Annotated in this window: 25 protein-coding genes; 13 read left to right on the top strand and 12 right to left on the bottom strand. The window is 50.2% G+C overall.

All coding sequences use genetic code 11. The features are described 5' to 3' along the window. The first annotated feature begins 5 nt into the window (after window positions 1–5). Complete coding sequence (locus tag KNO91_RS04980; protein WP_214786362.1) at window positions 6–647, top strand: TVP38/TMEM64 family protein; 642 nt, start codon at window positions 6–8, stop codon at window positions 645–647. 129 nt (window positions 648–776) lie between these two features. Further along, a complete protein-coding gene (locus tag KNO91_RS04975; protein ID WP_214816543.1) occupies window positions 777–2309 on the top strand; it encodes a methyl-accepting chemotaxis protein in 1533 nt (510 codons plus the stop codon). A gap of 38 nt (window positions 2310–2347) precedes the next feature. Here the strand turns inward: KNO91_RS04975 and KNO91_RS04970 are convergent, their stop codons facing one another. Further along, complete coding sequence (locus KNO91_RS04970) at window positions 2348–3205, bottom strand: SDR family oxidoreductase (protein WP_214793059.1); 858 nt, start codon at window positions 3203–3205, stop codon at window positions 2348–2350. Between the two features lie 145 nt (window positions 3206–3350). Between KNO91_RS04970 and KNO91_RS04965 the strand changes: the two genes are divergently transcribed. The 3 genes from KNO91_RS04965 to KNO91_RS04955 all read left to right on the top strand — a co-directional run bounded on the left by KNO91_RS04965 (window position 3351) and on the right by KNO91_RS04955 (window position 5069). Continuing rightward, a complete protein-coding gene (locus tag KNO91_RS04965) occupies window positions 3351–3779 on the top strand; it encodes an Rrf2 family transcriptional regulator (protein ID WP_214793056.1) in 429 nt (142 codons plus the stop codon). Window positions 3780–3902: 123 nt separating this feature from the next. Then, window positions 3903–4820 (top strand): TerC family protein, encoded by a 918-nt coding sequence (locus KNO91_RS04960; RefSeq protein WP_214793054.1) that lies wholly within the window; start codon window positions 3903–3905, stop codon window positions 4818–4820. Window positions 4821–4907: 87 nt separating this feature from the next. Next, the gene (locus KNO91_RS04955; RefSeq protein ID WP_214786356.1) at window positions 4908–5069 is read left to right on the top strand and encodes a hypothetical protein; all 162 of its coding nucleotides are present in this window, start codon (window positions 4908–4910) and stop codon (window positions 5067–5069) included. Between the two features lie 43 nt (window positions 5070–5112). Here the strand turns inward: KNO91_RS04955 and KNO91_RS04950 are convergent, their stop codons facing one another. Both KNO91_RS04950 and KNO91_RS04945 read right to left on the bottom strand, forming a co-directional pair. Next, entirely contained in the window at window positions 5113–5829 is a 717-nt protein-coding gene (locus tag KNO91_RS04950) for a peptidoglycan DD-metalloendopeptidase family protein (protein ID WP_214816541.1), read from the bottom strand. A gap of 197 nt (window positions 5830–6026) precedes the next feature. Continuing rightward, complete coding sequence (locus KNO91_RS04945) at window positions 6027–6503, bottom strand: DUF305 domain-containing protein (protein ID WP_214793049.1); 477 nt, start codon at window positions 6501–6503, stop codon at window positions 6027–6029. A 168-nt stretch (window positions 6504–6671) separates the two neighbouring features. Between KNO91_RS04945 and KNO91_RS04940 the strand changes: the two genes are divergently transcribed. From KNO91_RS04940 to KNO91_RS04930, 3 genes are read left to right on the top strand one after another with little or no spacing between them, the layout of a single operon-like run. After that, complete coding sequence (locus tag KNO91_RS04940; RefSeq protein ID WP_214793046.1) at window positions 6672–7010, top strand: hypothetical protein; 339 nt, start codon at window positions 6672–6674, stop codon at window positions 7008–7010. A gap of 19 nt (window positions 7011–7029) precedes the next feature. Continuing rightward, window positions 7030–7704 carry a response regulator transcription factor gene (locus KNO91_RS04935; protein ID WP_251126079.1) on the top strand — a complete coding sequence of 225 codons (675 nt, stop codon included), beginning with the start codon at window positions 7030–7032 and terminating at the stop codon, window positions 7702–7704. Next, a complete protein-coding gene (locus KNO91_RS04930; protein WP_214786351.1) occupies window positions 7701–9110 on the top strand; it encodes a sensor histidine kinase in 1410 nt (469 codons plus the stop codon). The genes KNO91_RS04935 and KNO91_RS04930 overlap by 4 nt, the downstream gene beginning before the upstream one ends. Before the next feature lie 18 nt (window positions 9111–9128). Here KNO91_RS04930 and KNO91_RS04925 read toward each other — a convergent pair whose 3' ends face one another. Together KNO91_RS04925 and KNO91_RS04920 are read right to left on the bottom strand one after the other, a co-directional pair. Further along, window positions 9129–10073: a F510_1955 family glycosylhydrolase gene (locus KNO91_RS04925; protein ID WP_214793044.1), complete on the bottom strand. Its 945-nt coding sequence runs from the start codon at window positions 10071–10073 to the stop codon at window positions 9129–9131. Window positions 10074–10131: 58 nt separating this feature from the next. After that, entirely contained in the window at window positions 10132–12135 is a 2004-nt protein-coding gene (locus KNO91_RS04920) for a heavy metal translocating P-type ATPase (RefSeq protein WP_214793041.1), read from the bottom strand. Between the two features lie 131 nt (window positions 12136–12266). Here KNO91_RS04920 and KNO91_RS04915 point away from each other — a divergent pair, with 131 nt between their 5' ends. From KNO91_RS04915 to KNO91_RS04900, 4 genes are all read left to right on the top strand, one after another. Further along, the gene (locus KNO91_RS04915; protein ID WP_214793040.1) at window positions 12267–13775 is read left to right on the top strand and encodes a multicopper oxidase family protein; all 1509 of its coding nucleotides are present in this window, start codon (window positions 12267–12269) and stop codon (window positions 13773–13775) included. A 166-nt stretch (window positions 13776–13941) separates the two neighbouring features. Continuing rightward, window positions 13942–15084: a sensor histidine kinase gene (locus KNO91_RS04910; protein ID WP_214793037.1), complete on the top strand. Its 1143-nt coding sequence runs from the start codon at window positions 13942–13944 to the stop codon at window positions 15082–15084. Between the two features lie 87 nt (window positions 15085–15171). After that, window positions 15172–15315 carry a hypothetical protein gene (locus KNO91_RS04905; protein ID WP_026825140.1) on the top strand — a complete coding sequence of 48 codons (144 nt, stop codon included), beginning with the start codon at window positions 15172–15174 and terminating at the stop codon, window positions 15313–15315. 90 nt (window positions 15316–15405) lie between these two features. Next, complete coding sequence (locus tag KNO91_RS04900) at window positions 15406–16491, top strand: GGDEF domain-containing protein (RefSeq protein ID WP_214816538.1); 1086 nt, start codon at window positions 15406–15408, stop codon at window positions 16489–16491. Between the two features lie 39 nt (window positions 16492–16530). On the opposite strand, the gene KNO91_RS04895 is transcribed toward KNO91_RS04900, so the two are convergent. The 7 genes from KNO91_RS04895 to KNO91_RS04865 form a co-directional block, all read right to left on the bottom strand. Beyond that, window positions 16531–17205 (bottom strand): glycerophosphodiester phosphodiesterase, encoded by a 675-nt coding sequence (locus tag KNO91_RS04895; RefSeq protein WP_214816536.1) that lies wholly within the window; start codon window positions 17203–17205, stop codon window positions 16531–16533. 1 nt (window position 17206) lies between these two features. Continuing rightward, a complete protein-coding gene (locus KNO91_RS04890; RefSeq protein ID WP_214816534.1) occupies window positions 17207–18514 on the bottom strand; it encodes an ABC transporter substrate-binding protein in 1308 nt (435 codons plus the stop codon). Window positions 18515–18530: 16 nt separating this feature from the next. Then, complete coding sequence (locus tag KNO91_RS04885; RefSeq protein WP_214816532.1) at window positions 18531–19340, bottom strand: carbohydrate ABC transporter permease; 810 nt, start codon at window positions 19338–19340, stop codon at window positions 18531–18533. Beyond that, complete coding sequence (locus KNO91_RS04880; protein ID WP_214816530.1) at window positions 19337–20242, bottom strand: carbohydrate ABC transporter permease; 906 nt, start codon at window positions 20240–20242, stop codon at window positions 19337–19339. Before KNO91_RS04880 ends, KNO91_RS04885 begins: the two co-directional genes overlap by 4 nt. After that, window positions 20239–21330 (bottom strand): ABC transporter ATP-binding protein, encoded by a 1092-nt coding sequence (locus tag KNO91_RS04875; protein ID WP_214816528.1) that lies wholly within the window; start codon window positions 21328–21330, stop codon window positions 20239–20241. The genes KNO91_RS04880 and KNO91_RS04875 overlap by 4 nt, the downstream gene beginning before the upstream one ends. Then, window positions 21327–21923 carry a glycerol-3-phosphate responsive antiterminator gene (locus KNO91_RS04870; RefSeq protein WP_214816526.1) on the bottom strand — a complete coding sequence of 199 codons (597 nt, stop codon included), beginning with the start codon at window positions 21921–21923 and terminating at the stop codon, window positions 21327–21329. The genes KNO91_RS04875 and KNO91_RS04870 overlap by 4 nt, the downstream gene beginning before the upstream one ends. Window positions 21924–22114: 191 nt before the next feature. After that, on the bottom strand, window positions 22115–23596 hold the full coding sequence (locus tag KNO91_RS04865; protein WP_214816523.1) for a cryptochrome/photolyase family protein: 1482 nt from the start codon (window positions 23594–23596) through the stop codon (window positions 22115–22117). Window positions 23597–23660: 64 nt separating this feature from the next. Between KNO91_RS04865 and KNO91_RS04860 the strand changes: the two genes are divergently transcribed. After that, complete coding sequence (locus KNO91_RS04860) at window positions 23661–24290, top strand: class I SAM-dependent methyltransferase (protein WP_214816520.1); 630 nt, start codon at window positions 23661–23663, stop codon at window positions 24288–24290. Window positions 24291–24327 lie beyond the last annotated feature (37 nt).

Genomic DNA, 24327 nt, shown 5'->3' with positions numbered 1-24327 from the left:
GCCTCATGCCACGTTGGCTGAAAATCACTTTGTTTTTACTCGTATTTGGCACGTTGTTCTACATCACCCATTTCCATTATGAGTTGCGTCCGTCTGACATACGGGATATCGTCTTGTCGTTTGGCTTTTGGGGTCCGTTATTCTTTATTTTTCTTTATGCTATCGGTCCGGTCGCCTTTTTACCGACATCTGTGCTGTCACTTGGGGCCGGTCTCGCATTCGGCGTTTGGCCTGGAGTACTCTATATCATCATCGGTGCGACCGCTGCCGCGACGACCGGTTACGTCATGGGACGCTTCTTCGGACGCTCGGTCGTTAACGTCGACCGTTATCCTTGGTCGGAGAAGCTGTTCACCCAGATGGAGCGTCGCGGTTTCTTATATGTGTTCGTCTTACGGCTCATCCCGCTCGTCAGTTTCGACTTACTCAGTTACGCCGGAGGCATCTCCCGCGTCCGTTTCCGTGCCTTTGTCCCAGCGACTGTTCTTGGCATGATTCCCGGGACGTTCGCTTATAGTTTTCTCGGAGCAAGCCTCGCGTCAGGTAGCGTCACCACGATCTTCATCGCCGCACTCGTCTTCGTCGGATTGATTGTCGTGACGTATATTTTCCGTGAACCGGTAAAGAAGTGGTTAGGCTTGAATTAAAAATAGTAAAAGGGAGCCTCGTGCTCCTTTTGTTGTGCGTTGAATATGCAATCCGTATAAACTTCGATGAACTTCGTCCGATATGTATAGAGCTACAACAAATGAACACGAGAATGTGAGGAAAGAAACATGAGTTTTACGAAACGAAATCAGTTGATGTTGTTGACGACGTTATTGATTGTGATGACGTCGATTGTTGTCCACTTGCTTCACCGATTCACAGAATTTGCCTATACGTATACGATTTTACGGAACGGTGCAGATGATTATGTGTATTCAACTATGACGTGGGTGTTATTCGCTCTTCCACTCGTCTTTTTCGGGATGATGTTCGTCAGCTTGAAACGAGAACAGAAGACGTTCCCGCACTGGATGATGTTGACGCTCACCTTCGCGAGCATCTCGACGGTCGCCGGTGGACAAGGGCTCGTCGAATATCACTTTTCCATCTTTGTCGTCTTGGCGATCTTGTCGTTCATGCGTCGCATCGACTTGATCCTCTACAGCGCTGGCATCTTTGCGGTCCAGCATTTAGCGGGATATGCTTTATTCCCTGAGATGATTTGTGGAACGAGCGATTATCCGTTCAGCTTGTTGCTCATTCATGCTGTCTACTTGATCCTGCTCAGTGCGGTACTCGTCGCCCAGATTTACTACCGCAACAAAGAATCGGAACGAATCGAGACACAAGAACAGGAAACACGAGCGTTGCTTCAACAAGCAATACAGGATGTCAGTTCCCTCGTCCATTCCTTAAACGGACATGCGGAGGAACTCGAATCGGCTGCGAACCAATCGCTCGAATCTGGCGAGCAGATCGCCATCACCGTCGACCCAATCGTTGCGCACGCTTCATCGCAACAAACATCGATGATGCAAGGGGCGGATGAGATTCAATCGATCCGTTCACTCACTGCACTCATCCAAGAACGAATGGCTCAGACGGCCGCTGCCTCGTCACGTATCGCGAAAGATGCCCTTTCCGGGAATACGGATATGCGTCACATGGAAGAAAAAGTGCAAGAAATCATCATCGAGTCCGAACAACTCGAACGAATTGTCGCAACGATGTCGAATCGTTCATCTGAAATCCAAGGCATCTTGCAGCAAGTCGGCTCGATCAGTGAACAGACGAATATGCTCGCCTTGAACGCTTCGATTGAAGCGGCTCGTGCCGGAGAGGCCGGTCGTGGATTCGCGGTCGTCGCTTCAGAAGTCGGAAAACTCGCCGTGCAGTCCCGAGAATATGCGTCCGAGATGACACGTGTCCTTGGCGGATTAATGGAGGATACGGCGGTCGTATCGAAATCCGCCCACTTGTTTAAAGAAGCGACAGAGAACTGTCAAACCGTCACGAACGACGTGACGGCCGTCTTCGGCCGCCTTACAGAAGACGTGTCTGAAATCGATGCACAGATTGCGTCGATTCAAGAGACGCGGCAACACGTGACGGCCCAGATGGAAACGCTCGAAACACGCCTCGAATCGACAAAGTATGCGGCAAGCGAACTCCAGCAACAGATTCACCATGTCGCCGCCGCAACCGAAGAACAAGTCGCCATCCAAAAAGAGCTCAGCACCATGTCGGACCGACTCGCCGTCACAGCGAACGCACTTGAAGATGTGACGACACAACTCGAAAATCACGCATCTCGTGCCTAACACAAATTCCCCCGACCGTTTGGTCGGGGGAATGTTGTTTATCGGTCGATCAGTTGACGAATCCCTTCAGTGAGCGGTGTGACCGGACGTCCGAGAACCGGTTCAAAGTCACTCTCGTGAATCTCGAGCGTTCCTTGACGGATGCTACGCTGAATGCCAGCGAGAAGTGCGACCACGTCATCAGGTAGTCCTGCCCCGCGCATCGTTTCTTCATACGCTTCGAGGTTCAACTCTTGCATCGCAACGTCGCGACCAAGCACCTCACTCAATGCATCGACGAGATCTTGCTGCGTATGGAGCGGTCCCGACAATTCATATACCGCACTCTCCTGCTGTTCTTTCAACAGGACGTTCGCCGCCGCTTCTGCATAGTCTTGTTGAAGTGCCCAGCCGACCTTCCCATCCCGAGCCGCCGTGATCCACGGTGCCCCATCAAGCACTGCCTGAATACTCGACAACTCGTTCTCTAAGTACCAGTTGTTGCGTAAGAACGCATACGGAATCCCAGATTCCACAATCGCTTCCTCTGTGACGACATGTGGGGGTGCCATCAAGTTCTCACTATCTGTCGCATCGGCGAGACTCGTATAGGCGATAAATGAGACACCTGCCCGTTTCGCCGCCTCGACTGCGTTCGTATGTTGACGAATCCGTGTGTCATTGTCTCCATCTGCCGAGATGATCAACAGACGCTCGACACCTTTGAACGCTTCATCGAGTGTGTCCGGCTGATCGAAATCACCGTGGCGTACGTCGACCCCACGTTCTTTAAGCGATGCTGCTTTCTCTGGATTCCGTACGCTGACAGCAAGGTCGCTCGCATCGATTGACTTCAGTAACTCCTCTACAATTTTCGACCCTAATTTACCGGTTGCCCCAGTAATTAAATATTTCATTTTATTTTCCTCCTTCAACTTGTAATCGAATCAATTACATGTAACCATCATAATTACAGGTAACTCATTTGTCAATTACTCTTTCCCTGTTATACTAAACATGTAACAAAGTTGTTTACACGTATGAATAGAAAGGGAGAGATTTATGACAATCAGTAGTCGTTTTTCGGTGGCCATCCACATGCTGACTCTTGTCGCGCTTTCACCACCAGAAGTCATCTCATCAGATTTTTTAGCGCGGAGCGTAAATACAAACCCTGCCCTTATCCGAAAGATTATGGCTATGTTGAAAAAAGCTGAATTGATTCAGGTCAAACCCGGTGTGGCCGGCGCAACCCTAAAAAAATCACTAAACGCCATCTCACTTCTCGAAATCTATCAAGCTGTTTCTGTCGTTGAACCGAATGAATTGTTCGGGATTCATGACCAACCAAATCCCGCTTGTCCAGTCGGAAGAAATATCCAAACAACGATCGAACCCATCTTTATAACCGCCCAATCTGCAATGGAACGTGTACTTGAACAGATTACACTCGGAGATGTCGTGAAAGACATCGAACAACTTGCAGATTGAAAGATTCACTTCATGAACCACTCTTTAGAGAGTGGTTTTTTCATTGACCTCTTGACTTTGAGTTCAAATGAACTTAAATTAATGATATAGAAGTTCATACGAACTTAAAAGGAGGAATTGTTATTGACCCTACTCATCGGGTTTTTACTCATCGTCATCTTTATGCTCGCGCTTGACCTCGGGGTGTTCCACCGTAAGGCACACGAAGTCTCGCTCCGTGAGGCATGGACATGGACGTTTGTCTGGATCGGAATTGCAATCGTATTCGGAGGTTGGTTGTTCTACACGCAAGGTAGTACGGCGGCGACAGAATATGCGAGTGTATACTTCATCGAAAAAGCACTCGCAATTGATAACGTGTTCGTCTTCTCGCTCGTCTTTGCCTACTTCGCCATCCCGCTCAAGTATCAGCACAAAGTGTTATTCTGGGGAATTCTCGGAGCCATTTTCTTCCGCGCCGTCTTCATCGTCGCTGGGGTATCGCTTTTAGAAAACTTCGGTTGGGTCTATTACGTGTTCGGAGCGTTCCTCGTCTATACAGGGTGGATGATGTATAAAAATATCGGGAAAGACGAGTCGCTCGAGGAGAACAAGACGATTCGTTGGCTCGAGCGACGCCTTCCGATCACGCAAGACATTTCATCAGGGAAGTTCACGAAGCGAATCAATGGGAAGTTGTTCTTCACGCCGCTCTTCATCGCGCTCATCTTCATCGAATTGTCGGATATCGTCTTTGCCGTCGATTCGGTCGCCGCGAGCTTCGCGTATTCGCGTGACCCGTATATCATCTTCTATGCGAACATCATGGCGATTCTTGGACTCCGTAGTCTCTACTTCGTCCTCGCCAACTTGATCGACCGTTTCTACTATTTGAAACATGGTCTCAGCTTTATGCTCGTCTTTATCGGGGCGAAGATGATCTCGGGCGATGTGTACAAGATGCCGATTTGGATGTCGCTCGGGACAATCATTCTCGTCATCTTGATTAGCGTCCTCTATAGTTTCTACAAAACGAAACCTAGTTCGTCCAAACACGTATAATGAATCAATCGATCCATTTCGTCGGTGTTCTTTCTTTGAAAATCGGGTAATCAATGAGGTGCACAACTACAGAAAAGGGGATTCACTATGTTTGATCGGATTGGCCTCATGAGTATCGGTCTCGTTTTCGGGATCATCCTCATGTTACTCTTCAACAACCTATTCGGACTGGTGTTTGGTGTCGTCCTTGGTGTCAGCCTCGTCGTCGCCAACCAAATCGGACGGAACAAACGAACGACCATCCATTAACGTAAAAGCACGCGCTCCCAAATATGGGGCGCGTGCTTTTACGTTAAAACATCGTATACGGATTAATACTGTTTGCTGGCGATGAACTGCTATATACATAGCTGTTCCGATGTACTTCAAAATGGAGATGGTTTCCGAATGAGTTGCCGGTGTTGCCAACTGCTCCGATTGTTGCCCCTTTTGCGACCGTCTGTCCTTTGACGACATTGAGGCGGTCGAGGTGTGCGTATACCGTGATGTATGTTTGGCCATTTAACTGATGGGTCATCATGATGTGATTCCCATATGCCCCGTAGTTCCGGGCGACGATAACTTGTCCAGATGCAGCCGCAACGACTGGAGTCCCTCTCGGTGCCGCCAAGTCGATGCCGTTATGGAACGTGTAGCCGTATTGTCCGCTCGCTGGACCGTATTTTTGCGTTAACGTTCCTTTTGTCGGGATGATCATTTTTGCTGTCGACGTCGTCGAGAGTGTCGTCACACTATACTTCTTCACATATGTACTCGATACGTAACGGGCTGTCCCGTTAAAGTTGATTTTCGTCCATCCCCCGCTTACGCCGAGATACTTGAACGACTGGCCTAACTTCGCGCTTCCAACGATCGCATACGTCGTGCCTGGGCCCGAACGGACGTTTAAACTGTTGGTCGTGACTTTGACATAATACGTGGTCGCTGCTTCAGCAGGCGTACCGGCTGGAGTGAAGATTCCGATGGTGAGCAACGCAGCACAGAGGAGGGAAAGCATCTTTCGTTTCATAGTATGGTAAATCCTTTCAATTATGTATTTAAATTTTTATTTTTTATATTATCTTGATGAAAAAATTTTACCACCAAAACGAATCGACAAATATGTCATTTATATTTCAAATAAAGGAAAACAAATTCTAACTTACTTCCCTCATTTTTCCTAAAATCAAAAAAACATACACAGTCAATCATGACTGTGTATGCCTGTTACTCTTGATTCTCTTCTGCGTTCTCTTCTTCATCCTCTAAATCTTTGATCAGTTGCTTCATCTCTTCAATTTCACGGCGCTGCGCCTTGATGATCTCTTCAGACAGTTCTTTCACACGCGGGTCTTCGATTTCAGCACGCTCACTTGTCAAGATGGCGATGGAGTGGTGGGGAATCATTGCCTTCATCCAACTGACGTCATCGACCGTCGTCTGACTGCGTACGAGCCAGAGCGAGCCACTGAAGACGAGGGCACTGACCCCTAGGATGATAAAATTAAGTGTTTTGTTCTTGTACATCCCCCACATAAAGAGAAGCATGACGAATGCCATGACCGATCCCATGATGAGCGCCATATACAACCTCGTCTGACTGTAGAAGATATGATTGATTTGAAAGACGTTCAAATACATGAGCCAATACATAATAAACGTAGAGACCGCAATCATGATTCCAAATTTCCCGTACGATTTCATCTCGTTCACCCTTTCTAGTTATGCATGTAGAAGTACTTTTACCTACTTGTTCTGCACTCAAACCTGCATCTTTCTCAGTCATAGCGTGTTTTCCAAAGCTTTCACTTCTTTTTCACAAACGTAGGGTAGACTGATGAAATTGAGATTATGCAAGGAAGGGGAACATTGATGCAACAGGTGACACTGCGTGATGTACTGGCAACATTGGATTCTGTCTTATCGTGGTCCTATCTCGATCGTCCGGAAGAGATGGCGATTCGTGGAATCGGGACGACACCAGAAAAAATAAATAAAACTTTTTTATATGTATGTAATCGCCCCGTCAATGAACGCGGCGTCGACCTGGTGAAAGCAGCTATCCGAAACGGTGCAGTGGCTATCATTACGGATCGACCGATTGATGCGCGCGTACCAGTTATTTACTGTCGAGACGTGACACGTGCATATGAACAACTACAGACTCTTTTCGTTCCGGAAGGAAATCACGCGAAGCACGCGGAACGATAACAGGAAGGAGGGATGCGTGATGAAAATCCTCATTGTGGACGATGAAGAAAAAATGAGACATTTGATTCGTCTGTTTCTCGAGAGCGATGGCTATTCTTGTTTAGAAGCAAGCGATGCCCGTTCAGCACTCGAACAAATTGAAGAACGCCCGGACCTTGTCCTCTTAGATATCATGATGCCGGAAGTGGATGGTATCTCCCTTTGTCGTCAACTGAAGACGATCGATCCGACATTGCCTGTCGTCTTGTTGACGGCACGTTCAGACAATGAGACGACAATTCAAGGGCTAGATGCCGGTGCGGATGATTACGTCACCAAACCATTCGATGGGAACGTGCTCCTCGCCCGGATCCGTGCCGTCTTACGGCGAAGCAAGGTTGTGAATATCCATTATGGTCCGCTCCGTTACGACGAAGAGAGCGGACGCATCCTTTATGAAGAACAAGAGGTCGTCCTCACCCCAAAAGCGACGGCCATCCTGAAGTTGTTCCTCCAGCATCCGAATCGACTTTTCAATCGCTTGGATCTCTATGACCTCGTCTGGCCCTATTCTGCCGAATCCGACCCTCGTACGGTCGATGCACATATTCGTATGATTCGAGAAAAGTTAGGGGATGCTGGATTTCCAATCGACGACTATTTGAAGACGGTTTGGGGACGTGGCTATCGTTGGACCGAGGAGCGTTCTGGATGAAGCGAAGTCGTAACAGTTTACCGTTTCGGATTAGCCTCGTCTTTCTCCTATCCACCCTCTTGATTGAAGGGGTGTTATTCCTTCTCCTCTATCACACGTTACTCGGGGAACGCGTGGTAGAAGAAATCAATCGTCTCGAATCTCGGGCCGAGAGCCATGCAAGCGTATTGGCGATGAATTTTTCGGAAGAAACGATCAGTCATGTGGCCACCATGGAAAGTGAGACCGACACGAAAGTCGCTATTACCGATACTGCTCATGATACGCTACAAACTTCGCACTCTTTTCCTCAAGTCTTAGTCGACACCGTCGATTCGAAAAAACGCACTGGTCCCTTTGATGACACGACCGTTCTAGAGGATGATTGGGAAAACGAACCGTATTTGAGTGTCCGCACACCGATTACGGACGATGCCGGCACACGATATGGATACGTCTATATGTTTTTACCGACCGAGATCATTCATGGGATCAGTCACCGCCTTCAATGGCGATTTCTATATATCACGGCCATCGCACTCGTGACGACCGTGCTGACGTTCATTCTCCTGAGCCGTCTCATTTCAAAACCGATTGAGTCGTTGAGACGAGCGACAGAGAACGTGCTCACGAACCCGGACGAGTTACAATTGCCGACGAACCGAGTCGATGAAATCGGCGAATTGGCCCGCTCAATCGAATCGATGTCTGTCGAACTATCTCGACTGCGACGAGAACGGCATCAGTTCCTTTCCGATCTTTCGCATGAAATTAAGACCCCTCTCACCTACTTGAGAGGGTATGCCGAGATCGCTTCAAAAGAGAGTACGCCTGAATCACTTCGCAAACAATCGATTCAAACCATTTTAGAAGAAAGTCGTTCGCTCACCGAACTCGTCGAAAATGCGTTTCAATTGGCACAACTCGATGAAAACACGTTCTTGTTGCATCGAGAAGAAGTGACCGTCACCACGTTTTGTGCGGACTTACGCCGAATGCTCGATACAATGTTCCGGATGACGACGATTCGCTTCGATGCTTCACCGAGCGCAGGACAACCAGATATCGCGCTTACATTAGATCGTCACCGCATGCTTCAAGTCTTCCGCTCTATCGCCCATAATGCGATTGAACATAGCGAGGCCTCGCATGTCTCGCTTTACTCACACGTCACGGACACACACCTCGTCTTGACCATCAGCGATGACGGGAAAGGCATTCCGACAGAAGATTTGCCTCATATTTTTGACAGGCTGTATCGCGTGGAAAAATCACGCTCCAGACAGACCGGTGGTAGTGGCCTCGGACTCGCCATCGCCGATCAAATCGTCACTCGCCACGGCGGGACGTTGACGGTATCCTCCGATGCATCGGGTACTTCTTTCACCGTCACGCTTCCCCTCGACAAAAAGACGCCTATCCTGTAATGGAAAGGCGTCTTTTGATCAGTTGAGCTCACCTTTGTCGAGGCGCATCTCCCATTCCCCGTCTGTATACTCATATACGCTATTATCCGATGCGACAAGCAACATGCGCTCCTCTTTGATGCCCAATTCGATTGGCACAGCGTCCGTTTGAAGTTCTGGAAGATTGAACGTCTCTGTCGACTCGTCCTCTAAATTGAATCGAACACCTTCGAAAGAACCGTCTGTCTGCCGGACGTAAGCCAACTGCCCATCATCCGCTCCAACCGTGACTACTTGTTCTGCCTCAACAAGTGGCTCAAATGAATCCCCGGAATCATTCGAAACGAGGATGCCAGACGGACCGTACAAGAAGACGCGCTCCGCATCCGTCGCATCGGCGACAATCCCTGCTACTTGTCCTCCTTCGATCCCTTTCACCTGCATCGGTTCAAATGACTTCCCTCCATCTGTCGAGCGATGGAAACCTGTCTCGAGTTGGGACGTCGCCTCCTCTAAATAGACGTACAACGTTTCTGTCGCATATCCGGCGCTCATATAATGGAAATCCGCTTCTCCTTCGAGTGACCGTACTTCTAACATCGTACCGTGGTCTTTCCCGTAGATGACACCGAGCGGGTTTTTATAGTCCGTTCGGCGATCCGGGTGACCACTTGCATAAAACCCGTCCTCGACGAGTTCAAAGCCCATATAGTCATGGCGATTCGTCGGAAGTGTATACCAGCCATCTTCTCGATACTCCATCAATCCGGCATGCGTTGCAATGACCGGACGGTTGTCGTCTTGCCAAAATCCAGCCCCATGGATGTGGGACACCATCTCATCCGTTCCCACGCGTTGCCACTCGTCTTTTGTAGTTGTCGTCATACTCTCTGATTGATTAGTGTCTGACGATTCTTCCTTTGCACCACAAGCCGATAAAAGCAGTGGCGTCAGTAAAAGTGATAGCATCAACGTTCGTTTCATCTCGATCCCTCCATCTATAGCATCCCATCTAGCATACGTGCTAAAGATGAAAAACTTGTTAAATCTTCAAAAGTCGGGCGTTGATGGCGACGATGACCGTGCTCAAGCTCATCAAAACAGCACCGATGGCTGGTGACAGAATGATTCCGACCGGAGCCAGCACCCCTGCAGCGAGCGGGATGGCGACGATGTTATATCCTGCGGCCCACCATAGATTTTGAATCATTTTCCGATATGTGTTTTGTGATAGCTCTAGAATGGATAGCACATCTTTCGGGTTACTGCGGACGAGGACGATGTCTGCCGTCTCGACGGCAACGTCCGTCCCACTTCCGATGGCGATGCCGACATCGGCTTGCGCAAGTGCCGGAGCATCATTGATTCCATCTCCGACCATCGCCACTTTACTACCATCTTTTTGAACATCCCTTACTTGGTTCGCCTTGTCGTCCGGTAACACTTCGGCATACACGTCGTCGATTCCGAGCTGACCCGCGACCCAATGCGCAACTTTTTCATTGTCCCCCGTCAACATGATGGAACGAACACCTTTTTCACGAAGCGCCTCGACGGTCTCTTTCGCCTCTTCCCGTACTAAATCGGCCATCGCAATCATGCCGACCCATTCTCCGTCTTTCAAAACAAAGACGACGGTCTTCCCTTCCTCGGAGAGTCGACGGAACGTCTCCTCATCGATTTGAATATGCTGATCATGGATATGACGGGGACTGACGACTTGAATATGCGAACCATCGACCGTCCCCTCTAATCCGACACCTGTCATCGACCCGAAGTTGTCGACAGCCAACAATTTCAACTCTCGTTTTTCGGCTTCTCGCAAAATCCCTTGTGCGAGCGGGTGTTGCGACTCCCGTTCGACAGCCCCTGCTAACCGAAGTACATCTTCATCCGTGTAAGATGCGCTCGCTTGTACGTCCGTGACGCCGAAATTTCCTTCCGTCAACGTTCCGGTCTTATCAAAGATGACGGCATCGAGTCGACGTGCTTCCTCAAACTGAGTCCGATTACGGATGAGGAGACCTTGTTTCGCCGATAACGCTGTCGAGACGGCAACGACGAGCGGTGTCGCCAGTCCGAGTGCGTGTGGACACGAGATGACCATGACCGTCACCATCCGTTCGACCGCTGTCCCGACCGAGTATCCGAGCATAAACCAGATCGTGAACGTGATGACCCCCGCCGCAATTGCGATATAGAACAAATATTTCGCTGCACGGTTCGCCAAGTTTTGAGCCCGTGACTTCGATTTTTGGGCCTCGCTCACCAATTCGATCACTTTTGATAAGTACGTGCTTTCTCCCGTACCAATCGTTTCAATCGTCAAACTGCCCTCTTGGTTGATGGAACCGGCAATGACATCTTCGCCTTCTGTCTTTTCGACCGGGACCGATTCGCCGGTCAACATCGACTCATCGATGGTCGTCCGTCCTTTCACGATTTTCCCGTCCACGGGAACTTGCTCCCCCGGTTTGACGAGAATCCGGTCTCCTTCCTTTAGTTCAGAGATGGGGACGTCTTCTGTGTCTTCCCCATTGATGCGATGCGCCTCGTTCGGCAGGAGTTGCACGAGTTGTTCCAGCGCATTCGACGCACCCATGACAGAGCGCATCTCAATCCAGTGACCGAGTAACATGATCACAATGAGTGAAGCGAGTTCCCAAAAGAAGTCATGCCCACTTCCATATCCGAAAACGACAGCCGCACTATAAAAGTAAGCGACGCTGATCGCCAAGCCAATGAGCATCATCATGCCTGGACTACGATCCCGCAGCTCCTCCACACTCCCTTTCAAGAACGGCCATCCACCGTATACGTACACAATCGTTGACAACACAAACAAGATTGTTTTTTCAAACGGGAAATCAAGTTCAAACCGAAGCCATTCTTGAATCATGTCCGACAACAACAAAATCGGAATCATCAGACCGAGCGATACGAAAAAACGTCGTTTGAAATCGTCAATCATATGCTCATGTCCGTGTCCGCCATGATGAGAATCGTGACTTTCCTCATGGTGTTCATGGTGCTCATGTTCCATCATAATATCCTCTCCTTTACACGAGTTGTATACCCCTGTGCGGTATCAGGATAAACGGATTTTGACTTTCATGTTTCTTTCACATTTAGGTGGTAAAACAGAGTAAGGACTGATCACAAAAGGAGTGTTACATTATGAAATCAAAAGGAATGTGGTTCCTCTTGATCGGGATATTGATTGGAATCATTCTCGTTCTACTGTTCGTCTTATTCAATGGAAGATGGAACATGAACAATATGAATCATATGTGGGGCGACAATTCGGCGTTTGAACAGATGGATGATCACATGATGGGGAATGGTAATAGCGGGCCGATGGGACACGGAACTACCCAAGAACTCGAGGCATCTGACGAACCGGAACAACCACTTCCGATTCCAACGCCATTAAAGCCAGATCGCGTCACGAAGAGTGCCATCTATTATACGGTAGTAGCGGATGAAGGAACGTCACGCTTTTTTCAAGATGGAAAATCGACAGAAACGCTCGGATATAACGGCGACTTACTCGGACCGATGCTCGAGCTGCCGAAAGGAAAGACGGTCGTGATTGATACAATCAACCGATTGGACGAACCGACAACGTTCCACTGGCACGGTCTTGTCATCCCTGCTGAAATGGACGGGGGGCCACATCAAGCGGTGCCTGCGGGTGAACGTGCACAAGTTCGACTCGACATCGACCAAGAGCCTAGCACGCTTTGGTTTCACCCCCATCCGATGGGATCGACAGCCGAACAAGTTTACAAGGGACTCGCTGGTCTCCTCTATGTGACCGACGATGCACAAAGCGGCCTTCCAAACGAATACGGGGTCGACGATATCCCGCTCATCGTACAAGACCGATTGTTTACTAAAAACGGGGAATTGGATTACGATGCCCACATGAATGTCGACGGAACAACCGGGGATACGATTCTTGCGAACGGAGCCGTCAATACCACGTTCGATGTTCAGACTGAGACGCTCCGAGTGAGACTTGTCAACGGTTCGAACGCGCGTGATTTTGACTTTACCCTATCGAACGGAGAGATGATGACGCAAATCGCAACAGATGGCGGTCTATTGGAACGCCCAGTACCGATGAAGACCGTCTCGTTGACGCCAGGCGAACGGGCCGAGGTGCTGATTGATTTCTCACAAGTAAAAGATAACGTTGCTTTAGAAGCGAATGGGGTCCCGTTCACTACGTTTCGTATTGGTGAACTCGACAAGACGTCCATCGACATGCCGACGAGCGAAACAATCGAGCTCTCTACAGATGAGAAGACCGACCGCCGACTCACGCTGTTCGGGATGGGCAATATGGTATCCATCAACGGAAAGACATATGACCCGGACCGTACCGATATCGAAGCGAAACGCGGAGACACCGAAGTGTGGGAGATTGAAAACAAACCGGATATGATGGGTGGGATGACGCACCCCTTCCATATTCATGGTGTCCAATTCCGAATCATCAGTCGAGATGGTAACCCGCCAGCCGACCATGAGAAAGGTTGGAAAGACACGGTGGCCGTTTCTCCAGATGAGCGAGTGAAGATTGAACTTACCTTCACTGAAACCGGCACGTTCATGTACCATTGTCACATCCTCGAACATGAAGAGAACGGAATGATGGGACAACTGAAAGTCACGGACTAAAGCCGACCTCTCCGCTTGCTATGCGGAGAGGTTTTCGTATCGTCTCGTCGATCCATCCCAATTTTGGTACGTTTCTGTTAGGACTATTGCCTGTATAGGGATTCTTCCTCAAATGTCGTATACTTGTTGTGAATGAATGTACAAATGATTGCGAGGAGGTAAGTGGATGCGCCGATTTCGTAGGGTTAGGCAAAAGCGATCCGCTCGTCAAAAACAGGACCGTCAAACGTTCTCCATCGCTTCCATTGTGGAAGAAGTACAAGATGCGATGTGTTATATCGATTTCTCGAAACACCGTCTCTATACGAATCATCTCCTTCGTCACTGGTGTCCATCCATGACGACCCAATCCTTCCCCACGACGGAAGCATTGACGCGTTTTCTCTATACGACGTTTGAAGCGCATGGCGCAGATATATCCCAAGTCACTCACTTGATTCAAGAATTGCTGGAGTGCGAGACAGAGAAATGGCCAAGTATGACATCGCGTCGTCTTCAGTTCGACGACCGAACGCTCCACCTTATCTTCAACTTCACTCGGACACCTCGGGGCGTCTTCATCATGTGGCGGGACCAAACGGAAGCCGTTCGGTTTGAAGAACGAAAAGATGCTTTCCTTGCTGAGCTGTCCCACGACTTCCGTACTCCTTTGACCGCCATCCATGGCTATACCGAATTATTGATGGCGCGACATGAAGGTTCTGAGAAGTCGTATCATATGCTAGAGCAAGTGATACAAGAATCGGAGCGGCTCGAGCGACTCGTCGATAACTTTCTCGATTATCAAAAAGAGAGTTATACGGCCGAACAATTGACCGTGACGACATTCGCACTCCGTCCGCTATTAGAAGATGTCATGTCGGGTTATCAAACGACCTCGCCGCTTCATACGGTTACGTTTGAAACGAATGACGTCTGGATTCAAGCCGACGAAGAAAAGTTACGGCAATTGCTCCATAACTTGATTGGCAATGCCATCAAATATTCTCCAGATGGGGGCACGGTCCATACACAAGTCGAGGAATGTGGCGATACGGTCGTCTTGTCCGTATCAGACACCGGCATTGGAATTCCGGCTGATGCGCTCCCATATGTCTTTGATGAATATTATCGTGTCGACTCCGCCGCCCACCAATCGATCAAAGGTACGGGGCTCGGTCTAAGGATCTGTAAACGAATCGCAGAAGCCCATGGTTGGGGCATCCATGCGGATTCCGTTTACGGTGAGGGTACGACCTTCACAATCGAGCTTCATACCCGAACGAGTTGTCCTTTGCCACAAACCTCCTTTCCATTGACGTCTGACTGATTCGATCAGTCGGATGTTTTTCATTTCGTGATGTAAAGCGATTCAATTTTGGGAATAGAGAAGTGATGAAGAGAGGAGGAAATAAAGATGAAACAACGTGGATACTTATCTATCCCGGTCGCCGTCGTGTTCGCCGTCGTCTTTGGTCTGACCCTTGATAACTGGTGGCTCGGAATCGGTATCGGGATTGCGATGTTTTTTGCGTTTCGGGGAACGAAGAAAAAAGCGTGAAGACGAGAAGCATTTTTACACATCTCCGATTGACATTATTTTGAAGACTGCTACGGTTAATGTATAGTCTATCGAAAAGGTCGTGAAGGAATGACGCTCACCGTCTTGTTACTGAACGCCTGTGTTGCGTTCACCGGATTTTACATCATCTCAAAGATTTATCATTCTACGCTATTCCACTCACATTTTTTCCGTAGCTTAATCATCGGTCTGTTGGCCGGTGCGCTCGGTCTCTTTTTAATGTACAACGCCGTCGAGGCCAACGATACGGTGCGTGTGGATTTACGTCATCTACCGCTCGTCTTACTCGCGTTTTACGGCGCTCGGATGCCACTGTTTATTGCGACACTCGTCATTGCGAGTACGCGCTTCTTGTTCGGGATGACGGAACAAGCTTTTATCGCCTTCGTCGCGACATTCGTGGTCAGTATCGGGATGCTCTGGATTCATCGGTTGCTTCGGGAGCGACTGTTCTTACAAAGCATCTTTTTAAACGTCTGGGCGCTATTCGTCATCTCAATTGCCGTCTACATCAACATGGGATGGAATACGGCGTATGTGTCCCTCGTCTTGACCATTTGGATGGTCGGCATGCTCGTGGGTCTACTCTCGAGTATCCTCACCATCGATTTAGAACAGACGACCCGGCGTGCGATCGAATACAAACAGTCATCAGAGCGAGACCACTTGACCGGTCTCTATAATCGACGCGTATGGGATCGGTACACAGCTTCCATCGCACAAGAGAATCGGACGTACAATGTTCTTGCGCTCGATATCGATCACTTCAAACAGGTGAACGATACATATGGTCACGGGAACGGCGACCTCGTGTTACAACAGTTCGCTGACATTTTGAAAGTAGAGACGCGTGCACACGACACCGTTGCTCGTATCGGTGGAGAAGAGTTCGTCATTTTGATGTACGATTTGACGCCAGAAAAAGTGGATAAAGTGGCGAACCGGATTCGGGAACGGATTGCCGCTGAAACGTTCTACTTGGACGATTTCCCACCGATTCACATAACGACATCCGTAGGGGTCGCCCACGGTACATCCCTTCCAATCAAACGGATGGTCGACCTCGCCGATTCGGCGCTCTATCAAGCCAAAAGTGAGGGGCGTAACCAAGTCGTCATCTCAACCTATGAATCATCTGAACCGATCATGACATGAACGAACCCCGCTCCTTCAAGGAGCGGGGTTTTGTCTTGGTTATCTCGTAAATCGTTCGACTTCATCCGTCATGATGGCCGCCACCGGAATCGGAGGCAGCTCTGTCACATCGTTAATCGTGTAGATTCGTGTCTCGAGGGACGTCCGTTGAATCGCTTCCCACGCTTTCGAACCGATAAACTCGGCCTGTGCGTGAATTGCCTCGGCCTGTATTGTTTCAGCAAACGACACGGTGTCCGATTCTCCCGTCAGCGTCAAGACAGCAAGGCGTGCGGTCGGCGCCTCATCCCGCATCCGGACGAGCGTCTCGCGATTAAACGAAGAGAAGACGACCCGGTCAGTCAGTTGGAACTCGTCAACGGCGAGCCAGGCAAGTCGTTCGATGCCTGGATACGCGTATTGGTCCGTCTTCAATTCAATGTTAAGCGTAACGTCACTTCGTTCAATCAAGCCGAGCACTTCTTCTAACGTCGGAATCCGTTCATATCCGTCAATTTTTAATTGACGCAGTTCTTGAAGCGTCATGTCTTTCACCCATCCTGCCCCATCTGTCGTCCGATCGACGGTCTCGTCATGGATGACGACGAGCCGACCGTCTTTTGATAGTTGAACATCCAGCTCGATGCCATCCACATGAGGGAGGGCCGCTTCGAACGCGGACAACGTATTTTCCGGGTAATTGGCGCTATATCCACGATGTGCGTAAATCAACATATCACTGCCCCAAGGTGGAAGTCGTCTCGTCAGCCGCGCGCTTCAATGCGTCCTCGACCGACACGCCTTGATACAGGCTCTCCATCGCGTTGACGACACTCTGACGTGATTGTGGGAATGTCGAGATGAGCGCTCCTTGTGTCGCCGGTGAAGGTTTCGTCTCACTCAATTGGTCGACCGTCACTTTGAGCTGTGGATATGTCGCCCACATTTCTTCGACGATCGGTTCATTGTATGCTTCAGGGTTGATGGCAAAGTAGCCTGTGTCGACATGCCACTGTGCTTGCGCCTCTGTTGATGACACGTACTTCATGAACTCCCACGCGCCTTCTTTCGTTTCTTCGGCGATGCCGTCACCCATCCAGAGTGAGGCTCCCCCGATGACGACACCTTGACGATCTGCTTCGTTCGGTACAGGCAAGTAAGAGGCACCGATTTCAAAATCCGCGTTGTCCGCAACCGTACGAATACCGGCTGACGAGTCCAAGTACATTGCGACTTTTCCAGATTGGAACGCCGCACGCATGTCATCCCAGTTTTGACCGACGTTCAGGAACGTCTTCTCATCGTACATGTCTTTGATCAAGTTGAAGGCGTTCTGCCCTTCTTCTCCATCGAATACGGCTTTCGTCGGATTACCACTTCGTCCGTTGTCATTATCGACGTATAGCCCACCTTGCGCAGCGACGAGCTGTTCGAAGAACCAGCCATAGTTGAGCATCGTGAATCCAGTCTGGTCGTCCGTCGTCAATTTCTTCGCTGCCTCTTTCAACTCGTCATACGTGCGCGGCGCCTTCTCTGGGTCGAGTCCCGCCTCTTTGAACGCATCTTTGTTGTAGATGAGGACTGGTGTCGAGGAGTTGAACGGCATCGAGTATTGTTTGCCGTCCACTTGGTAATAGCTCAAGATATTCTCTTCCCATACGCTCGTGTCAAAGTCCTCTTTGTCGATGAACTCTTGGACCGGCGTGATTTTATTTGAGTCAATCATGTATTTCGTCCCGACCTCGAACGTCTGCATGATGGCAGGCGCGTCTTCCGAACCGGCGACCGCGTTAAATTTCGTCAGCGCTTCCTCATACGTTCCTTGGAAGATCGGCTTCACTTCATAATCGTCTTGCGACGCGTTGAACGCATCGACCTGCGTGTTGAGCGCCGTCTCCAAATCCCCGCTCATCGCGTGCCAAAAGACGACCTCTGTCTTTCCGTCTTCCGTTGTTGCCGCGACTGGTGCCGCTTCTTCACTGCCACATGCCCCGAGTAATAATACCGAACTTGCCAACCCTGCGAATAATCCAAACTTTTTCATTTGTCATGTCCCCCTATTATTTGATCGCGCCTTGCGTCAAGCCTTCTTGTAGATGTTTTTGCCCTGCGAATAACAATAAAAGTGTCGGAATGATAATCAAGACAACGGCTGCCATCACGACGCCCCAGTCCGAGGCGACCTCGTTCGACTGCATCTGTTTAATCCCGATTTGGACCGTCCGCGCCTGTTCCGTATTCGTGACGAGAAGCGGCCATAAGTACATATTCCAAGTCGTCAAAAAGCTATATACCGACAACGTGACGAGCGGTGTCTTCGAGACCGGCATCACAACATTCCAGAAGAAACGGAACCGGCTGATCCCGGCGATTTGCGACGCCTCATACATTTCATATGGAATCGTCTTGAACTGTTGTCGGAGTAGAAACGTCCCGAACGCGAGTGCGAAGAACGGCACCGATAGTCCCCAGACGGTGTTGAGCCAGCCGAGCGACTGGATCGTCAAAAAGTTCGGCACCATCGTCGCTTCCCACGGCACCATCATCGTCGCGAGGAAAAGCATAAAGATAAGCCCTTTTCCTTTGAAGTCGATGAAGACGAACGCGAATGCCGCAAGACTCGACAAGACGACCTGCCCGATCATGACGAGGAGTGCGACAATCAGACTGTTTACTAAGTAAGTCATCATCGGGATTCGTTCGAACGCGGCCACGTAATTCTCAAAGGATGGGTCGCGTGGGAGCAAATGCCCTTGGAGCACTTCCTTCCCGTCCATCAGACTGATCGAGAACGCATACGCGATTGGAAACAGCATGACGACGGCGCTCAAAATGAGAAGCACATACACACCGATATTCCGTAATCTCATTGGTAATGCACCTTCCTTTCGACCAGTTTGAACTGAAGCCATGTCAACAAAAGGACGGCGATGAATAAGAGCACCGCTTGTGCACTGGCACTTCCGACGTTGTAGTTGATGAACGCGTCTTTATAGATGGCATAGACGATGACGTTCGTCGCATTCGTCGGTCCGCCTTTCGTCAACAAGTCAATCTGCCCGAACGTCTGGAAGGCGTTGATGAGCGAGATGATGCCGACGAAGAAGAGCGTCGGGGACAACATCGGGATCGTGATGGCACGAAGTTGCGTCCAGTAACTCGTCCCCGCGATGTCCGCACTCTCGTATAGCGTCCGGTCGATATTTTGCAGACCGCCGAGGAGAATCAAAAACGTGAATCCGATATTCATCCAGACGGTCGCAATCGACACAGAAAGAAGCGCATATTGTGGGTCGAGGAGCCACTGTAAGCCGCTAGCACCAATCGCCTCGAGGAAGCGGTTGAAAATCCCGATCGACGGGTTGTACATGAACATCCAGATGACCGATGACGCGGCGACACTCATCCCCATCGTCGCCGAGAACGCCGTACGGAAGATGCCGATGCCTTTCAATTTTTCATTGGCGAGTAATGCGAGGCCGAGCGCGATGAGAATCGTGAGCGGAACGGTCAACAGGACGAATCCGACCGTCGCTTGGATGCTTTGCCAAAACGCCGCGCTCGTGAACAGGTTGCTATAGTGACCGATTCCGACAAATTCAAGTGGCGTTCCTTGTGTATCCGTCCGAAAGAAGCTTAAATACATCGTCCGGAGGAGCGGATAGACGAGAAAGACACCAAACAAGATGATCGACGGGGACAAGTACAGCAGTCCGCTCGCCGCGTCCGACAGTCTCGCGCGGACTTTCTCCCTCGGTAAGGCGACCGTCATTGGAACACCTCCAACGCCTCAAACAGTTTCGGGTGCTTCGACTCGATGCGTTGCCCATCCGCATCGAATAGCGACATCTGTTTCGGTTCCACGTAGCATGCCACTTTTTCGCCGACGTTGAGTGGCCATTGTCCCGGCCACTTGGCTAGCCATTCATTCCCACCGACATCGAATGCGAGAATCGTCTCGGTCCCGAGGACTTCGATGTTCTTCAATTCCGCATAAAACGTCACGTCCTCATTTGCCGGTTTGATTTGCTCCGGACGGACGCCAAGTGTTGCCGCTGAAACGTCTGTCATCGCGTTCGGATGAAACATGCGTCCGTCCGACGCCATCCATCCTTTTTCTTGTCGTGTGACTTCGGCTAAGTTCATCGGAGGCGACCCGATGAATGAGGCGACGAACGTGTTCGCCGGCTTGTTGTATAGGTCGAGCGGCTTCCCGACTTGTTGTACTTCCCCTTCATTGAGAAGCATGATGCGGTCCGCCATCGTCATCGCCTCGATCTGGTCATGTGTGACGTAAATCATCGTCAGCCCGAGTTTACGCTGCAACTGCCGAATCTCCGAGCGCATCTTCGCCCGTAGTTTCGCGTCTAAGTTCGAGAGCGGCTCATCCATGAGGCAAATCGGTGCCTCGGTCACGATAGCGCGTGCCAAGGCGACGCGTTGTCTTTGACCACCTGACAGCTCACGCGGCTTCCGTTTCAAATAATCGGTAAGTCCGAGCGTGTCGGCCGCCATGAGGCAACGCTCTCGCTGCTCCAATTTCGTCAGTCCTTTCGTATGTAATCCGAACGTGATATTTTTCTCGACCGTCATATGTGGATAGAGCGCATAGTTTTGGAAGACCATCGATAAGTGACGCTCGCTCGGTTTCATCCCGTTTGCCGCCACCCCGTCGATGCGAAGCGTTCCGCTCGTGATCGATTCGAGCCCAGCGATCATACGAAGCATCGTACTCTTGCCACACCCAGACGGTCCAACGAGCGCGAAGAATTCTCCCGCTTCAATCGTCACGTCGATGCTCCGAATGACTTCCGTCTCCCCGAATGATTTCGTCAGTTGTTGTAGTTGAATTGTTTTCATGCCATTTCCTCCTTCTGACTTTGGACTTTCCAAAGTCGTTCATCCCCGGTCGATACCGCGAATGCCCCATGATCGAGGGCGCGATGCACATCAATCGGTTGCCGAATCATGCCACCCGTCACGATTGGGAAAGAAACGTCCCGGGAAATCTTTTCGACGACACTCGGAATCAATCCGGGCATGAGTTCGATCGCGTCCGGTTGCTGGGTCTCTGCGAGTTTAAGGCCGCTCGTGACCGCGTCTGAGTCGACGAGGAACAGGCGTTGGACCGTCAAGAGCCCTGCCCGTTTCGCGTGCTGTAGTACCGATGCCTTCGTCGTGACAATTCCGTCGGCCCCTACTCGTTTGGCGAGATAATCGATGCCATCCCGGTCGAGACTGATCCCGTTGATTCGCTCGGCGTGGAGGAAGACCGTTCGGTTCTCTCGTTTCAAATGCGCCACATAGCGGTCGAGCGTGCTGAGCGTCCCCATCATGAGGAACGTCGTCGTCACATCTGTCTGCAAAAACGCTTCGATTTGTTTTGGACTCTTGATCGAGGCAATCATCCGTTCCTGCCCGATTCGTGCAATCGCTTCATTCACTTGAATCATCCTTTCTTGAAAAAAAGGACCAACAGAAACGACACGTCAGGGACGTACGGGCTTCTGTTGGTCTCTCAAAGGTTCTACCGGTAACTATTCACTTGGAGTGAGGGGTCTCACAGCTCCTATCGTAGCGGATGATTGTAAAGCTACGATAAAGGAATCGCTAAGTTTCATGAAGAGAACGTAAAAAAACCGATTCACGGGGAATCGGTCAACGTCTGTTCGGCTTTCACTAATATGTCTGCTTTCACGTCATCGTCCCGTCCTTGCCAATTGCGGACCATCATCTTCATCCGTTGATTTTTCGAGAAGCGTTCCTCGTGACGATCGATGAACCGCCAGTAGAGGGCGTTGAACGGACAAGCATCCTCTTCGGTCGTGTGTTTCGGGTTATATGGACAATCTCGACAATAGTCACTCATCCGGTCGATATATTTTCCGGAAGCAACGTATGGTTTCGTGGCGAGTTTCCCACCGTCCGCATGGAGCGCCATCCCAAGCACGTTCGGTAAGACGACCCAATCGTAAGCGTCGATATACATCTCGTTGAACCAGTCGCTCGTCTGTTTTGGATTGATTTCAAACAACGTCGCATAATTTCCAAGCACCATCAGTCGCTGGATGTGATGGTTGTGCCCATGCGCCACGACCGGTTTCAGACTTTGATGCAGGCAGTTCAAATCCGTCTTCGCGTCCCAGAAGAAGGATGGTAAGTCGCGCTCGTGCTTGAACGTGTTCACCTCTTCATACCCCGGCATGACGGCGAGGTAGACGGCGCGCATATATTCCCGCCATCCAAGAATTTGACGGACGAATCCTTCGATCGATGACAAGGGGGCATCCGCCTGACACGCCGCCTCGACCACTTCATGTGGCGTCAACAGACCGATATTGATGGCAGCCGACAACAGACTGTGTGACATCTCAGGTTCATCCGTCATCATCGCATCTTGATACGGACCAAACGTCTCGAGTCGTTCTTCCACGAATCGCTTGAGCGCACGTCTCGCCTCGGTGTGTGTGACTGGCCAGTGAAACGGAGTCACCTCCCCTGGGTGGTCTGAGAACGTCGACTCGACCTTTTCGATGACGTCTTTCGTGATGGCATCCGGTCGAAAATGAATGGCGGACGGGAACGATAATCCTTTTTTCGGTGGCTTTCGATTCTCCGCATCAAACGACCATTTCCCTCCGCGCGGCTTCCCGTCTTCGAGCAAGACATCGAACCGCTTCCGCATGTGGCGATAAAACCGGTCCATCCGCCACGGCTCGCTTCCAAGAGAGTCTACCGCTTCTTCTTTCGATAAGTAGAAAAGCGGAACGTCCGTATGTTCGACAAGCTTATGTTTTTTGCCGAACTGTTTCAGCCTTTTAGCCATCGGTTCATCCGTGACGGCGGTGACATGAATCTCGTCCGGTTGATACTGTTTAAAATGTTCATCCCAAGCGTCTTGAAACGAATCCGCCTCCTGATAATCGACGGTATACCCTTTGTCGCGCAACTCTTCGGCAAAGTGTCGCATCGCCGAGAAAACGAGGACGAGCTTTTGTTTATGATACGGACGCCACGTCGCGCGAGACGTCGCCTCAATCATGACGATGACGTCATCTTCTTTCATCTGCTTCAACATCTCGAGTTCGTGCGAGAGTTGATTGCCAAGTATCCAAAATGAACGCATGTTGTTGACTCCTTTGTCTCGTCAATGTGCTACAATCGAGCTACTTTCAAAGTGAGGTGACAGTATGCTCCCACAAGTGTTCAAAAACTGGGTGGACAGTCAGTATGAAAACCCACGCGGTCCCGTCGGAAAATATATCGGGGAAAAGATGGTGCGCCAACATCGCATCGAAGTCGAATGGACAATCAATCAATTACAAATGCATCCAAACGCGACCGTGCTTGAGCTTGGATGCGGAGCGGGTGATGCGCTAGCGACCATCCTTCAACAGCGTGAAGATGTGACTGTGATCGGTCTCGACCGTTCGAAGACCGTTCTTGCTTCTGCCGAGAAACGTAACGCCACGTCGATTCGAACTGGACGAGCTCACCTGATTCAAGGAGACGTGCATCAGCTCAAGATCGACGACACATCCATTGATCATGTGTTCAGCGTTCATACGCTGTATTTTTGGGAAGATGTGGCGACCGTCCTATCTGAAATCAAGCGCGTCTTGAAACCGAAAGGCACGTTTGTGATTACCTACTGCGATGGGAAAGGCGATATGCAGTGGAACGGGATTGCTGACTTGATCCATGAACAGTTCATCCCTGAGGCGACGAAGCTCGGCTTTCAGGAAGTGTCCGTGCGGCGCGGTCCTAACTCCCGTGACTATCGTACGGTCGCGGTGATCGGGGGCAAACCGAATGCTTAATCAGTACCCATTTTTTAGTCACAAAAGACGTCCCGCT

The organism is Exiguobacterium sp. s59 (genome assembly GCF_018617475.1).
Lineage (GTDB): Bacteria > Bacillota > Bacilli > Exiguobacteriales > Exiguobacteriaceae > Exiguobacterium > Exiguobacterium aestuarii.
The sequence above is the reverse complement of the archived record's forward strand: the minus strand, read 5'-3'. Positions and strand labels throughout refer to the sequence as shown.

Excerpts from the sequence above, each read along its gene's own strand:
- KNO91_RS04980 (WP_214786362.1), top strand. The coding sequence starts at position 6 with ATGCCACGTTGGCTGAAAATCACTTTGTTTTTACTCGTATTTGGCACG.
- KNO91_RS04975 (WP_214816543.1), top strand. The coding sequence starts at position 777 with ATGAGTTTTACGAAACGAAATCAGTTGATGTTGTTGACGACGTTATTG.
- KNO91_RS04970 (WP_214793059.1), bottom strand. The coding sequence starts at position 3,205 with ATGAAATATTTAATTACTGGGGCAACCGGTAAATTAGGGTCGAAAATT.
- KNO91_RS04965 (WP_214793056.1), top strand. The coding sequence starts at position 3,351 with ATGACAATCAGTAGTCGTTTTTCGGTGGCCATCCACATGCTGACTCTT.
- KNO91_RS04955 (WP_214786356.1), top strand. The coding sequence starts at position 4,908 with ATGTTTGATCGGATTGGCCTCATGAGTATCGGTCTCGTTTTCGGGATC.
- KNO91_RS04950 (WP_214816541.1), bottom strand. The coding sequence starts at position 5,829 with ATGAAACGAAAGATGCTTTCCCTCCTCTGTGCTGCGTTGCTCACCATC.
- KNO91_RS04945 (WP_214793049.1), bottom strand. The coding sequence starts at position 6,503 with ATGAAATCGTACGGGAAATTTGGAATCATGATTGCGGTCTCTACGTTT.
- KNO91_RS04940 (WP_214793046.1), top strand. The coding sequence starts at position 6,672 with ATGCAACAGGTGACACTGCGTGATGTACTGGCAACATTGGATTCTGTC.
- KNO91_RS04935 (WP_251126079.1), top strand. The coding sequence starts at position 7,030 with ATGAAAATCCTCATTGTGGACGATGAAGAAAAAATGAGACATTTGATT.
- KNO91_RS04930 (WP_214786351.1), top strand. The coding sequence starts at position 7,701 with ATGAAGCGAAGTCGTAACAGTTTACCGTTTCGGATTAGCCTCGTCTTT.
- KNO91_RS04925 (WP_214793044.1), bottom strand. The coding sequence starts at position 10,073 with ATGAAACGAACGTTGATGCTATCACTTTTACTGACGCCACTGCTTTTA.
- KNO91_RS04920 (WP_214793041.1), bottom strand. The coding sequence starts at position 12,135 with ATGATGGAACATGAGCACCATGAACACCATGAGGAAAGTCACGATTCT.
- KNO91_RS04915 (WP_214793040.1), top strand. The coding sequence starts at position 12,267 with ATGAAATCAAAAGGAATGTGGTTCCTCTTGATCGGGATATTGATTGGA.
- KNO91_RS04910 (WP_214793037.1), top strand. The coding sequence starts at position 13,942 with ATGCGCCGATTTCGTAGGGTTAGGCAAAAGCGATCCGCTCGTCAAAAA.
- KNO91_RS04905 (WP_026825140.1), top strand. The coding sequence starts at position 15,172 with ATGAAACAACGTGGATACTTATCTATCCCGGTCGCCGTCGTGTTCGCC.
- KNO91_RS04900 (WP_214816538.1), top strand. The coding sequence starts at position 15,406 with ATGACGCTCACCGTCTTGTTACTGAACGCCTGTGTTGCGTTCACCGGA.
- KNO91_RS04895 (WP_214816536.1), bottom strand. The coding sequence starts at position 17,205 with ATGTTGATTTACGCACATCGTGGATATAGCGCCAATTACCCGGAAAAT.
- KNO91_RS04890 (WP_214816534.1), bottom strand. The coding sequence starts at position 18,514 with ATGAAAAAGTTTGGATTATTCGCAGGGTTGGCAAGTTCGGTATTATTA.
- KNO91_RS04885 (WP_214816532.1), bottom strand. The coding sequence starts at position 19,340 with ATGAGATTACGGAATATCGGTGTGTATGTGCTTCTCATTTTGAGCGCC.
- KNO91_RS04880 (WP_214816530.1), bottom strand. The coding sequence starts at position 20,242 with ATGACGGTCGCCTTACCGAGGGAGAAAGTCCGCGCGAGACTGTCGGAC.
- KNO91_RS04875 (WP_214816528.1), bottom strand. The coding sequence starts at position 21,330 with ATGAAAACAATTCAACTACAACAACTGACGAAATCATTCGGGGAGACG.
- KNO91_RS04870 (WP_214816526.1), bottom strand. The coding sequence starts at position 21,923 with ATGATTCAAGTGAATGAAGCGATTGCACGAATCGGGCAGGAACGGATG.
- KNO91_RS04865 (WP_214816523.1), bottom strand. The coding sequence starts at position 23,596 with ATGCGTTCATTTTGGATACTTGGCAATCAACTCTCGCACGAACTCGAG.
- KNO91_RS04860 (WP_214816520.1), top strand. The coding sequence starts at position 23,661 with ATGCTCCCACAAGTGTTCAAAAACTGGGTGGACAGTCAGTATGAAAAC.